Below are 12485 nucleotides of genomic sequence, written 5' to 3'. Positions count from 1 at the left end.
CCTTAACTGTTAGTAGTAATACTGCGACGGCGTATACACAGTGTTTTCGTCGCTGTCTGTGCAGTAGGCAATACCGGGGATTGCAGTTGGAGTTTCCTCCTCGTCGTATCCCACCACACTGGTTTTACACGTCCAACCGTTTTTATCTGGGCCGGATGAATCTTCACCCTTGCCTGAAGCGTTTCCAAAATCCCTGGCCCCAACGTAACTCTGCATTGCTTCAAGAGCATGTGAACAATCCACATCACCTTGGTGAACGAGTACGGGTGCTTTTATGGTTTTGTCATTGTATAGGGAGAGTTGTGCCTCGACGTCTCCGCATTTAGATCCGACAACGCCTGTGCCGTCACCTCTACGTTTGGTAATGGTGTAACCCTGATCAGTGAAATCGACGCGGTTATTATCGACGATGCATGTCGCTTTTTTATCCTCAAATACTCCGCATGCGGTGTCATGGAAGCGGGTTTTTTCTCCTGAGTGGAGGATCCCACCATTGTTGAAAAAGTCACCATCGTCTTTGAATTCCTGGTCAGAATAAACGAACTTTTGGTCAGGATTCGCTGCCGATTCTGTACCGCGATCGGGATCATATTCTTCGGATTGGAAGCAGCTCAGCATGTTCATCATGTTCGCTGAAAAACCGATATAGCAATTGAATTTGGTGTCAGCGAGGCGGAAAGACACCCCATCGCCACCAGCAAGAACATCTTTTCCGCCGGGCATACCCTCGAATAAATGTAAGTACGTTGTGGGTTCACTGGAATTGTCATCGGTGGTGTAGTGGTTGTAGGCCACGCCGCCACCCACTATCGCTCCACCGCCAAGGATTGCCGCGCCGATGAGGCCTTTTGTTGATGTCAAGACGCCGGCAGCTCCACTTTTACTGGCGCTACCCGCAGCGACTTTGCTTCCGCCCGCTGTAATCGCGTGTGAGCCACTCACTGGATCTGGTGGCCCTGCGGTGAAAACTTGAGAACCGCTCACGGGGTGGGGTGGTCCTGCGGTAACAGCGTGCGAGCCACTCATCGGATCAGGCGCTGTGGGGTGAGGCCCTGTGATAGTGCCGTGCCCGCCGGGTGGTGTACCTGCTGCCGATGCCCCTCCGTCATAGTTGGGGCTGACGGGATGATGCGGTGCTGGTTGGTGCGGGCCGATTGATCCGCTAGCTCCTCCATCGGAGGAGTGGTGGGGCCCCCAGCCAGATTGACCTTCGGACGTAAGACGCTCAATCGACGGACGTGGGAATTGAGAGCGGCGCTTGTCTTCTTCGCCCCTCCGTGGCGTCGGTTGTGGACCTTGCTGTGGCGGTTCTTGTGGTGGCTGCTGTTGAGGCTGTGCGGGCTGCGAAAACTGTTGCGGTGGTTGGTTTCCGGGCCAGGGTTGATTAGGTGGCCAGGGCTGGTTCCCCTGTTGTTGATTAACAAACTGTGGTTGATTTCCAGACCACGGTTGATTTACCGCTCCGGGGTATTCGACCGGTCCAGGTCCAGGTTGGTTTCCGGGCCACGGCTGATTTCCGAATTGTGCTTGGTTCCCCGGCCAGGGCTGGTTGACAGACTGGGGGTGATTCCCGGGCCATGGGCGGTTTCCGGGCGTTGGAGGGTAGTTGAATTGGCCATTAGGTGGTGGCCCGTTAAAACCCTGTGGCCCATTAAAACCTTGAGGGGGAAAGGCCGTCGTGGGTTGTGTGTCCCCCTGCGTCTCAGCACCCCACTGCCCATTGTTCTGAGTGGCCTGCTCATTGGGTGCGTTGTTCTGGCCGTCGGGTGCGTTGTTGTTTTGAGGGTTGTTATCGTTCTGGTTCTCTCTGTCTCCCCACGTTTCGTCGTGGTGCTCTTGTCCCCATTGTTGTTCGTTCATATTTTTCAGCCTCCTTTATTTATTAAAACGTTGAGGAGGGCTGTTGGCATTACATTCTGTATAGGTGTCCTAAAAGAAAATATTTTGTTATTTGCTTGTCATCTATTCGTGATGCCGACAATGGGGGCTTCACGTATGCTAGGGAGTGCGTGTTCAATTTTAATACGCATTTAATCCCACCATGCGGTGATGAGAGGTCGAACAAGCATGAAAGCGTCATCGTCTCACGCAGCCAACGGCATTGCGTTACTAGCCAGCGTGGTCGTGCTAGCTGGATGCAACCAGAGCGGTGATAACGACAACTCGCAGGCCACTGGCCAGCCGACATCCGTGGTAACGAAGTCCTCTACCGCTACTCCGAGTTCTGAAAGTGAACTAGCGTCAGCGGACAGTAGTAGTGCCATCGTGGAATCTGACGAACAAGATGCAGATAGCGACGGAAAAACTGCCGTTCAGCAGGGAAAACCTCAGGAGAGTTGCACCGACAATATTGCGGCACGGGAGTATCAAGACCACGCGGCCGAGGTTCCTCCACCTTCGTCGGGAGAATGGGATATTGATCTCTCCTCTTTCCTTGAAAATCAGCCGTGTGCGGCGTTGTCCTGGGCAGTGTTAGTTCCCACGTATATTGTTGACGGCAATCCGCCTACGCAGACCATGCTGTTCCACAACGGACGATTCATTAAAACTGTGTCTCAGGAGCCGACATACCCGCCGTATATTCGGCGCATTGATGATTCAACGATCAATGTGACTTGGGACTGGCCTAAACCAGGGGAGCCTCAGGCAGCACCAACGGGACGGTCAGTCGCCACGTTCCGGTGGGATGATCAATCCGAATCCGTCGTTATGGAAGGTGAATTACCGCCAGACTAAAACGTGTGTGAAACCTCCCGGCGTTATACGTAATTACGCCGGGGGTAAACCGGGGGATCGCGTTATCGATCTAAACATCTAATGGCCGCTGGGAAACAGCCACAGAAACTAAGATTTTAAACAGCAGAGCTGTATTCGGCGGTCAATAATCCCCACAAGTTGGGCTACATTACCGCCGCGTTGTCACACATCTGAAACAAAGGCGGGTTGCCATGCACCACCGAGATAACGTCCGACAGTATTCCCCACACGCTCATAAATCGCGACATGTACGTAAGTTATCGCATTCGCGTTTCATTTCCGCCGCTATTGTTACGCTCTCTATTCCGCTGGCTAGCGTCGCCGTCGCCAATGGTGCGCCGAGCGATTCTCCGCAGCCTGATATTCCGGCGTCTTCACAGCCGAATGCGATGTGCGTCCCTTATCTCGGTGATATCAGTAAAGGGAATGGACAATTTCCTCTCGGGCTAGTCGCGCCTGATTTTGGTGATGATGGTTATGATGCCTTACCCGTCGCAAATGATAAAGGCCTGCCGGAACGTATTGATTTACGAGACAATCACCAAGGTTTCAACGAAAAAATTGATGTTGCACTCCATGAGGGATCATTGGTGGTTCGTCATCGTGGAGAAGAGCAATGGCGGCATCTTCCGACCCCCGATTGTTTGGATGGAAACATTGTCAGCATGTCCATCAACGGTGATTCTCTCATCGCGCTGGATAAAGATGGCTGGATGTACACGCTGAGTAATTTGCTTTCGAGCCCGACACGATGGGGTTGGATCAGAGCCTGGGGAGGGCCTGTGTGGTTGGGTAAAGGATTGCAATCGCCCACCACTGAGGAAGGCAAATGGTCGTTTACTCTGATCGACAACAATGTGGATAAAACATATTCCACGCCCGACGGTAAAGAACAGCCGATCTCGTACGCAAAAGTCACACAAGTAGTCGCACTCGGCCAGGACGGGTCGCATCTTTACAGCCTTGATCCGTGGCTTGCGCGGGATTACTCCTATGAAATCGGTACGCCATTTAATTCGCGTTTCCAGGCCGAATCGGTGTCAGCGTCAGGATCGGTCATCTTTATCACCAATAAATACGGTGATATGTACACGAAATTGTCCGACTATGACGTTCGCGGTGCTGACCCAGCTCAATTCCGCTACCAATGGAACGATCCCAATAATCCGGACGAGCGGCCGTCGGCAACTAATGCCCTCCAACAGCGATTGGATAACAACACAGCCCCGATAGCGATTGAAGGGCAGGATTGGACTCACCAGCCAAAAATTCCTGGCACGATCACGAGCAGGATTTCTATTCACACGACAGCACCTGGCTCGACGAACCGTGAACTCAGGGTAGAGGGCACGAATTTGGATGGTGAATCGGGTTATTGGCATAAGGCTCTTGACGATAAAAACTGGGCCTTCACCGCAACTGGTTTACCGCTAGAGGGGAGGAAACTTGAAAACTCCTCCGCTGATCGAAGCAAAGATACATTGGCTGACGAATCTCCCTTTAGTTACGAGGGGAAAGTAACCGACAATGCGTCATTAAGCATCGATCACTTCGCCTACGCAAGTGAGAAGCATGACATCACCGTGACGGTTAATGGTAAGAAGTATCCGCTGCTCCTAGAGACCATAGATGGCCGTTTAGGAACTCCTTTATCGCAGCGTGTGTTGCCAGGTGAAGGAGAATTCGGAAGCAGGCCTGCTGGGTTGGTCGAAGGGATCCCACGAAATTACGTGGCAGCACTACGTGTTCCGCAGGAAACAAAACAAGCCGCCGAACACGACCCCGAGTTGAAGAGTTTTCTGGACACATATCTCAAGGGCGAAGACCCGCACCAAATATTTGCGCGGGTTACGCCGAGTGAATTCCAGATTATTAATTCACCAGTGAAGGATGTGGCGGTACCGGCTCCCGGGGCCGTGGCAACACTCACATCGGTGAGCTAGAGTCGGATCCTTCCTATTACTTATCGGTGTTTATAAGTTTCCCACGGCCTCCCGGACAGCGTCGACAATCTCAGTGCGCGTTGCCGCTTCCCGGAGGCGAGTGCAGAAATTGTCTCTCATCAGGGCACGGGCCAGCTGGGCGAGAATCTTCATGTGTTTCTTATTCGCTCCTTCAGGAACCGCAATGAGGAACACAAAACGCACGGTCGTGTTATCCGGGCTGTTCCAGTCGACGCCGTCCCCCGGAATCCGGGCGAACAACACCGTCGGCGTTGTGACGCCAGCTACCCGCGCATGAGGAATCGCAACTTCATTTCCCACGGCCGTCGTTGATTGCTCTTCGCGAGCCAGCGCTGCCTGGATTACTGCTTCACCATCGGTAATTCGGCCGGCCGACACAGCGTGGTCTACCAAACCACGAATAACGTCTTCGCGGTTTCCAGAAGGAGCATTATCGTCCAGGACAACGAGTGTTTCGTCGATAATGTGAGGAGCATCTGGCTCCTCAGCGCGCTTGGTGCCGGAAACAGTCCCGGCAGGTTCAGAGGTGCTAACAGCGCCAGTGTCCCGCGGGTTAGAAGCATCATTAGAAGGATCAGGAGCAGCACCAGCATCACTCGCGTTAGACGTGGACGTCGGCGAATTCTTACTCCGGGACATACTTATTCGCGTCAGCCCCATCATGACAGCGACCGTCGTTGCGATACCAGCAAGCACGGCGAGGAAGAACCACGCAACGCCGTCGATAGCACCCAGCACGGCAACAATCGGCCCGCCGTGCATGACGTTATCTTTCACACCCCATAAACCGGCGAGCGCACCGGCCACGGCTCCACCAATAACATTGGCCGGAATAACCTGAAACGGGCGAGCCGCTGCAAAAGGAATAGCGCCCTCGGTAATACCAAAACATCCCATGATTAGGGCAGCTATGCCAGCATCTTTTTCAGGTTTAGTAAACCATTGACGGCGAATAAAAGTAATAACGCCCATCGCCAGCGGCGGGACCGCAATAGCCGCCGCGTTCATCCCCATAGGTGCAGCATTGCCGGCAGCAATTAAGCCACCGCCGAAAAGAAACGCCGTTTTATTAAACGGGCCACCCATGTCAAAAGCGATCATTGCGCCCAAGACAGCACCCAGCACCACAGACGACGTCCCATTCATGCTGGCCAGCCAGTGCGTCAGAGCGTCAAAAAGCGATGCAATCGGTGCGCCGACGACATAAATAACAAGCAGACCGACAATGAGCGTGGTCACAATCGGAATGACAATAATCGGCCAAATAGGGGCCACATATTTATTAACGGGAATCTTTCGAATAGCCAATGCTACGTAACCGGACAAAATACCCGTGACAATGCCACCAATAAATCCAGTGCCTGCCTCAGAACCATACAGCGAACCGGTTACAGCGACCATGCCGGTAATAAAACCGGGCGCCAACGCGGACCGGTCCGCAATGCCCTCCGCGATATAGGCCGATAACACCGGCACCATCAGGCTGAACGCTAGTGTGCCCAGCTGATTAATGTCGTACCAAAAGCTATCCTTTGGTATTTGCATTCCTTCCGATGTCGGGTGGCCACCTAAGGACAACGCCACCGCGATGAGCAACCCGCCCGTCACCACGAAGGGGATCATGCGTGATACTCCAGCCATCAAGGCTCGATAGATCACTGTCGCCGGGTTTAATGATGATCCGTCGTTCGTCGATCCGTTCATCGACGCTCCATCTGTGTTGGGGGAGAGGCTGCTCCCGAAAGCTTCACGGTCACCGTCGTGATCCGGTTTTCCGTTCCGATGCGACTGCCCCCACCGCGGAGCGACCAGCGCGCGCCGAAGAAGATCATCAGGATTGCTGATTGCGGCATCAACGCCGGTTATCACCAGCCGTTTATTAACAAATCGCTCTTTGTCGATTGGAATGTCCGCCGCAATAACCACGGCATCCGCCCCGGCAATATCCGCATGAGAAAAAGCATTATCGACGCCGATCGAGCCGTGAGTTTCCACCTTGATCGTCGCACCGCTCTCCTTGGCGGCAGCCTCGAGTTTCTCCGCGGCCATATACGTGTGCGCGATACCCGTCGGGCATGCAGTAATCGCCAGGATCGTTGACCCCGCGACCGTGGGGTTCTCCCCGTCAATGGCCTTTGTCTCGTTAACAGTGCTCGCCCCGTCAACAGCGGCCGTTCCCCCTAATGACGGATCACTATTTCCATCTGTACTCATGAGAACGACTCTAGTTTGAGAAACTCCGGCCGGCTCGACCAATATGCGTACTCGATTCGAGCGCTATACATATTGGCGAGAAAGTCGCTATACATATCGCATAGAAAACTGACTTAAGACGCCAATAGCTATACCGTTAATAGGTGGCAAGGGAGGGCTACTCCTCCGTCGAACTACGAAGGGCTCACACGGTGCCAGCCTCATCTCATAGCTTCCCGCCGGATCAGACCGGTTCCTCACCCCACCAGCACTCCGCAGGATCACCGCATCCGCGCCGTGGCACCCCACAACAGGTCGGTCAGGCGCTAAAACGAGCCGTCAACCCAGAACCGCGGCTGCACCCAGGACTCATCCCCGGCCTCAGCGTCGAAGACACGGACAGGAAATTCCCCACCAATAAAACCGTGTTCGTTGTTGCGCTCACCGTGGCCGTGGCCGTGGCCGTGGCGGTGGTGGTATGGGCAGCTGTCGCGCCGGAGAGCATCAGCGTCGTCGGCGCTGACATGCAAGAATGGATCACCACTCACTTCACATGGCTGTTGGGTGGCCTCATGATTGCGGTCCTCCTTTTCATGCTGATCCAGGATATGGCCCCACCGGGAATATCAAATTAGGTGCCGACGATTCCCGCCCGGATTATTCCACCGGGTCATGGATCGCCATGTTATTTGCTGCGGGCCTCGGCATCGGCTTGGTGTTTTATGGGCCATTGGAACCCCTGACGCACCTGCTCGATCCGACCCCGGCCACCGACGCGAAGGCTGGCACGATGGCTGCGGTGTTGCCGTCGATGTCCACGACGATCCTGCACCAGGCCAGTTTGGCGTGGGCGATTTATGCTTTCGTCGGTGGCGCTATTGCGTACTCGTCGTACCGACGCGGTCGCCTCCCACTCATTTCCTCCATTTTTGAGCCTGTTTTCCCCGACGGAACGCACAAAATTCTGGGCGGAATTATTGATATTTTTGCCGTTCTTGTCACTCTTTTTGGAACGGCGATTTCTCTCGGCATCGGTGCCCTACAAATCCGCACAGGAACGTCTCTATTAACTGGGAAAGAGATTCACGGAAATGCTTTCCTAGTCGGAGCGATGGTTCTTCTTACTGTGGTGTTTATTTTCTCTGCAGTAAGCGGAATTAAACGCGGAATTCGGATGCTATCGAACGCAAACATGATCATTGTGGTGGCATTGGCTGCTTTCGCATTAATCACCGGCCCCACCTTGTTCATTCTAGATCTGTTCCCGACGTCTATTTACGCGCTGTTCCAAAACTTCATGGCGATGATGTCCATCTCACCGAGCCAAGGCGATGCTGAGAAGGAATTCTTGACGTCGTGGACCACGATGTATTGGGCATGGTGGGTGTCATGGTCGCCATTCGTCGGAATGTTTATTGCGAAGATCTCGAAAGGGCGCACACTGCGCCAATTCACCACTGTGGTGATCTTTGTTCCCGCTCTCATTTCCACCGTGTGGTACACGATTTACGGTGGCACCGCCATGTGGATGAATATGAAAGACCCTGGTCTTGAGGTTAAAGGCTCCGGCGAAAACGTGATGTTTGATCTGCTGGATAATCTTCCTTTGACGCCCATAACATCGACCGTTGTTCTTATTGCAGTGGTGATCTTCTTTACGACGGCTGCTGATTCCGCCACCAACGTGGTGGGGTCGATGTCTCAGTCGGGGCGAGCCTTGCCGTCCACTCCGATCACGATCATGTGGGGCGTTACCCTTGGGCTCATCGCGATTTTCTTGTTGCTGGCCGGTGGCCAAGATGCGTTGTCGGGGCTGCAATCAATCATGGTGACCAGTGCGTTCCCGTTCGTGTTCATTGTCATCGGGATCATGATTGCGTGGGCGAAGGACCTACGTCAGGATCCGTACATGATTCGACGCACTTATGCCCGCGAAGCCATTTCCCGTGGCGTGCATCGCGGCATTGACATGTATGGGGATGATTTCGTGTTCGGTACCTCGCGTGTTCCGTCGGAGCAGGGCGCGGGTGCCGAGTTCCGTAGTGATGATCCGTCCTTGACGGACTGGTACGTCGATCATCGGGGTGCGCGCACCGATGAGGAGAAGGAATAACACCGATGAGACGGGAAAACGCCGGGGAGAAAATAACCCCGGCGAAAACGCAAAATCGCCGAGGCCACATAACGTCAAATAACGAGGCTGAGCAGCATAATCGAAACCAGCCCCGTCACGGACAGAATCGTCTCCATAAGGGACCAGGTTTTGAATGTCTGCCCCACAGTCATCCCGAAGTACTCTTTGACCAGCCAGAACCCGGCGTCGTTGACGTGTGAGAGGAACACCGAGCCGACGCCAATCGCTAGCACGAGCAGGGCCGTGTGCGTGTCGGTCAGGTTGGCGGCCGCGGGGGCCATGATCCCGGCGGTAGTAATCGTCGACACTGTCGCGGAACCGGTAGCTAACCGAATCGCCACGGCAACGAGCCACCCGGCCAGGATGGGGGACAGCCCCACACCGTGGATCCAATCCCCAATAACCGTCGCCACACCCGTCTCCACCAGCGTTTCTTTGAAACCGCCACCGGCCCCCACGATCAAAAGAATCCCCGCGATAGGACCAAAGGAACCGCCGGCGACGTCGGATGTTTCCTTCAACGAATGTCCGGTGCGCAGCCCCAGCATGATCATCGCGTAAAACGTCGTAATGAGCAGAGCAACCAGCGGCTCGCCGACAAAGTCGAGGGCATTGCCAAAAGCGCTTCCTTTGTCGATGCCGATGGTTTCCTCGACAGTCCTTGCCAGCATCAACACAACGGGAAGCAGAATAACGGAGATACCGACGCCAAACGAGGGGCGGGACTCGCGCGGAATGTTTTTATCCGTGTCGAACGTGTCCGGCGCCGGCACAGGAACCCACTTCGCCATGAACCGCGCGGAAATGGGGCCAGAGATAATGACCGTCGGGATGGCGACGATCAGCCCGAGGCCTAAAGTCAGTCCGAGGTTAGCGGACAGCGAATCGATGGCGATAAGGGGGCCAGGGTGTGGTGGGATCAAACCGTGCAAAGCCGATAACCCGGCAAGGGCGGGGATGCCCAATAGCACCACCGCGGCGTGAACACGCCGCGCCACAAGCATCACCACGGGGATGAGCAGAACCAGGCCGACCTCGAAGAACAGCGGAATACCAATCAGGAACGCCAGCGTCGCCATGACCCAGGGGAGGCGGTGCTCAGAGGTGTGTTCGAGGAATGTGTCAACAATTTCGTCCGCCGCGCCGGTCTCAACCAGCAGCGCGCCAATAATCGCACCGAGCGCGATCAGGACCCCGACGCCGCCGACCGTCGACCCCATTCCCGATGAAAAAGCGGTAAACGTATCGGTCAGCGTGATGCCCGCCAGGAGCGCCAGCGCCCCAGAGCCGACCAGCAGCGACAAGAACGGGTGCAGTTTCAGCCACGTGATCAGCACAATAATGAGCGCGATGCTCACGCACGCTGCCATGATGAGCTGCCCATGGGAGGCATGCACAGTGACGGTGGAGTCAGCTGCAAGCGGAGTGAGCATCACTCGTGACCTCCGGCGTCGGCACTTCGCTGGGCAATGGCCAGCACCTGTTTATCCAGTTCCTCAATAGTTTGAGAAATGTCGAGGGTGATCCCGTTTTCGTCACCCTCCAGCGTTTCCAGCGTGTCGAACTGCGAGGGCAACAGCGAGCGGGGCATAAAGTGGCCCGACCGCAATTCCATCCTGTTCGCAATGAGTTCCATCGGGCCATCGAGGTGCACGAAGAGCACATTGCCGTGGGCCTCGCTCAGCAGGTCACGGTAAGCGCGTTTCAGGGCAGAGCAGGTCACGACGGTTGACTCGCCGGCGTCGCCGTGCTCAGACATCCAATCCCGGAGGGCACGCAGCCACGGCCAGCGGTCGTCGTCGGTAAGCGGGATTCCAGATTCCATCTTCTGGATATTTGATTGCGGGTGAAAATCATCGGCCTCCGCGTAGGGGAAGCCGGTCGAATCATGGAGATGCTGGGCAACGGACGTTTTCCCACTGCCACTAACCCCCATGACGACAATATGGAGAGGCGCTGAAAGGTCCATAGTCGTTCCTTGTCGATATGTGGTTCGGCTCACTTAATGCCGCGTAGGAGCCAAGGATCACACCTAACCGTACTCATGAACCGGACATAACCCACGCATGGCTGGAGGTTCCTTCCGCATTTTCACCTCCGACATTGGCTCATTCGACAGGATGAGCGGTAAATCATGCACGTGAACGACGGTCATACAGTCACGACGGTTACCCCCGCTGTTGCCGCGTTCTTTACCGGCTATACCGCCTATACCGGCTTTACCGACGGCGAGGTAGGTGTGAACCTTATTGCTGCCTTATTGCTGCTGTCTTATTGCGGAGGCGTCCAGACGACGGGCTCATGCGACATCGCTTCGAGGTCGATGACCTGCAGAAGTTCGGGTGCCGACGCATACTCCGAGTGGCCGAGGGACTGCGCCACCCACGCCCATGCTGTGTCGTGGCCAAGCTCACGTACCGTGACCGCACCGTCGCGTTTGGCTAAGCGTTTGAGCTGGCGATTGGTGTTTTCATGGCCTTTCATTTCTTGCTTAGTGACGACGAGAGGCACGTGGTTGTACCTCCAGCGCGTGGGATGAACAGCCGGCGTGGCGGAGGTAGTGGCGGAGGCGTGAGTAGCCCACGGGTGCAAAGCCGTGGCCAGGAAGTTTTGGGCGGGCGCGGAGGAGAGAAGATCATCGCCACGCGTGATCTGGTCGACGCCCATGGTGAGGTCATCGACGACGACGGCGAGATTGTACGCCCAATTGCCGTCCCCCCGATGAAGGACAATGTCATCGACCGGGCCTGAATAGGTGTTTGGAACGCTAGAAGGCGTGGACTCGGAAGGTGGCGCGGACTCGGATTGCTGCCCGGACGTGGCGAAATCTTCGTGAATAGTCCAGAGCCCTGGGGTGGTGTGGCTACCGTTCGCGGTGGGGTCATTATCCGCGACGGCCTCGTACGCTGCGTGGGCGTTGAAACGAATTGCAGGTTTTCGCCCTTGTTCAGCAAGTTTGGCGCGCTGCTCGTGGCGTTGTTCGTCGGTGAGGTTTCTGCAGGTCCCGGGGTACATTCCGGGTGCCACATGTGGCGCGCGCGATGCTTCCCGTATGTCTTTCCGCGAGCAGTAGCATTCGTAAACCCAACCGTGTTCGGCTAGCCAGTGGAGGGCATCGTCGTAAAGAGGAAAGCGATCAGATTGTTTGATGGGCTCGCCGTCCCAATCCATGCCGAAGGAGGCGAGATCCTCCATCTGGTCGAGTGCGGCACTGTCGTGGGAGCGTTGCTGGTCGATGTCCTCGATGCGGTACAACATGCGCCGACCCGTTGAGCGTGCGAAAAGCCAGGCCAGGGTGTATGTACGCAGGTTCCCGAGGTGAAAATCCCCGGACGGGCTGGGGGCGAAACGCCCCGCTCCAGGTGTTGAGTGCGCCTCGGGTGTTGAGCCGACCCCCGGCGCTTGCGTGTTTTCCCGTGCTATACCCACTGTGTATC

11 protein-coding genes are annotated in these 12485 nt (G+C 55.6%); 5 read left to right on the top strand and 6 right to left on the bottom strand.

Going from position 1 to position 12485, the window contains the following annotated elements:
• Positions 1 to 9 precede the first annotated feature (9 nt).
• Positions 10 to 984: a hypothetical protein gene (locus JMN36_RS08525; RefSeq protein ID WP_204087865.1), complete on the bottom strand. Its 975-nt coding sequence runs from the start codon at positions 982 to 984 to the stop codon at positions 10 to 12.
• 254 nt (positions 985 to 1238) lie between these two features.
• Here JMN36_RS08525 and JMN36_RS08520 point away from each other — a divergent pair, with 254 nt between their 5' ends.
• Positions 1239 to 1388 carry a hypothetical protein gene (locus JMN36_RS08520; RefSeq protein ID WP_204087866.1) on the top strand — a complete coding sequence of 50 codons (150 nt, stop codon included), beginning with the start codon at positions 1239 to 1241 and terminating at the stop codon, positions 1386 to 1388.
• A 66-nt stretch (positions 1389 to 1454) separates the two neighbouring features.
• Here JMN36_RS08520 and JMN36_RS08515 read toward each other — a convergent pair whose 3' ends face one another.
• The gene (locus tag JMN36_RS08515) at positions 1455 to 1619 is read right to left on the bottom strand and encodes a hypothetical protein (RefSeq protein ID WP_204087867.1); all 165 of its coding nucleotides are present in this window, start codon (positions 1617 to 1619) and stop codon (positions 1455 to 1457) included.
• A 448-nt stretch (positions 1620 to 2067) separates the two neighbouring features.
• Between JMN36_RS08515 and JMN36_RS08510 the strand changes: the two genes are divergently transcribed.
• The gene (locus JMN36_RS08510) at positions 2068 to 2736 is read left to right on the top strand and encodes an LppP/LprE family lipoprotein (RefSeq protein WP_204087868.1); all 669 of its coding nucleotides are present in this window, start codon (positions 2068 to 2070) and stop codon (positions 2734 to 2736) included.
• Between the two features lie 212 nt (positions 2737 to 2948).
• Positions 2949 to 4700, top strand: coding sequence for a hypothetical protein (locus tag JMN36_RS08505; protein ID WP_236881771.1), 1752 nt, complete (start codon positions 2949 to 2951; stop codon positions 4698 to 4700).
• A gap of 30 nt (positions 4701 to 4730) precedes the next feature.
• Here the strand turns inward: JMN36_RS08505 and JMN36_RS08500 are convergent, their stop codons facing one another.
• Entirely contained in the window at positions 4731 to 6770 is a 2040-nt protein-coding gene (locus tag JMN36_RS08500) for a fructose-specific PTS transporter subunit EIIC (protein WP_236883044.1), read from the bottom strand.
• A gap of 356 nt (positions 6771 to 7126) precedes the next feature.
• Between JMN36_RS08500 and JMN36_RS10775 the strand changes: the two genes are divergently transcribed.
• Both JMN36_RS10775 and JMN36_RS08495 read left to right on the top strand, forming a co-directional pair.
• A complete protein-coding gene (locus tag JMN36_RS10775; RefSeq protein WP_236883029.1) occupies positions 7127 to 7549 on the top strand; it encodes a BCCT family transporter in 423 nt (140 codons plus the stop codon).
• On the top strand, positions 7468 to 9027 hold the full coding sequence (locus JMN36_RS08495; protein WP_236883030.1) for a BCCT family transporter: 1560 nt from the start codon (positions 7468 to 7470) through the stop codon (positions 9025 to 9027). The genes JMN36_RS10775 and JMN36_RS08495 overlap by 82 nt, the downstream gene beginning before the upstream one ends.
• A gap of 74 nt (positions 9028 to 9101) precedes the next feature.
• On the opposite strand, the gene JMN36_RS08490 is transcribed toward JMN36_RS08495, so the two are convergent.
• The 3 genes from JMN36_RS08490 to JMN36_RS08480 all read right to left on the bottom strand — a co-directional run bounded on the left by JMN36_RS08490 (position 9102) and on the right by JMN36_RS08480 (position 12471).
• Positions 9102 to 10481, bottom strand: a complete 1380-nt coding sequence (locus JMN36_RS08490; protein WP_204087871.1) for a GntP family permease — start codon at positions 10479 to 10481, stop codon at positions 9102 to 9104.
• Positions 10481 to 11017, bottom strand: coding sequence for a gluconokinase (locus tag JMN36_RS08485; RefSeq protein ID WP_204087872.1), 537 nt, complete (start codon positions 11015 to 11017; stop codon positions 10481 to 10483). Before JMN36_RS08485 ends, JMN36_RS08490 begins: the two co-directional genes overlap by 1 nt.
• A 302-nt stretch (positions 11018 to 11319) precedes the next feature.
• Complete coding sequence (locus tag JMN36_RS08480; RefSeq protein ID WP_221924269.1) at positions 11320 to 12471, bottom strand: glutamate--tRNA ligase family protein; 1152 nt, start codon at positions 12469 to 12471, stop codon at positions 11320 to 11322.
• Positions 12472 to 12485 lie beyond the last annotated feature (14 nt).

Source organism: Corynebacterium pseudokroppenstedtii, assembly GCF_019754945.1.
GTDB lineage: Bacteria > Actinomycetota > Actinomycetes > Mycobacteriales > Mycobacteriaceae > Corynebacterium > Corynebacterium pseudokroppenstedtii.
The sequence above is the reverse complement of the archived record's forward strand: the minus strand, read 5'-3'. Positions and strand labels throughout refer to the sequence as shown.

Bases quoted from the DNA above. Each gene is read 5' to 3' on its own strand.
- JMN36_RS08515 (WP_204087867.1), bottom strand. From the start codon at position 1,619: ATGGCCAATTCAACTACCCTCCAACGCCCGGAAACCGCCCATGGCCCG.
- JMN36_RS08510 (WP_204087868.1), top strand. From the start codon at position 2,068: ATGAAAGCGTCATCGTCTCACGCAGCCAACGGCATTGCGTTACTAGCC.
- JMN36_RS08505 (WP_236881771.1), top strand. From the start codon at position 2,949: ATGCACCACCGAGATAACGTCCGACAGTATTCCCCACACGCTCATAAA.
- JMN36_RS08500 (WP_236883044.1), bottom strand. From the start codon at position 6,770: ATGGCCGCGGAGAAACTCGAGGCTGCCGCCAAGGAGAGCGGTGCGACG.
- JMN36_RS08495 (WP_236883030.1), top strand. From the start codon at position 7,468: ATGGCTGTTGGGTGGCCTCATGATTGCGGTCCTCCTTTTCATGCTGAT.
- JMN36_RS08490 (WP_204087871.1), bottom strand. From the start codon at position 10,481: ATGCTCACTCCGCTTGCAGCTGACTCCACCGTCACTGTGCATGCCTCC.
- JMN36_RS08485 (WP_204087872.1), bottom strand. From the start codon at position 11,017: ATGGACCTTTCAGCGCCTCTCCATATTGTCGTCATGGGGGTTAGTGGC.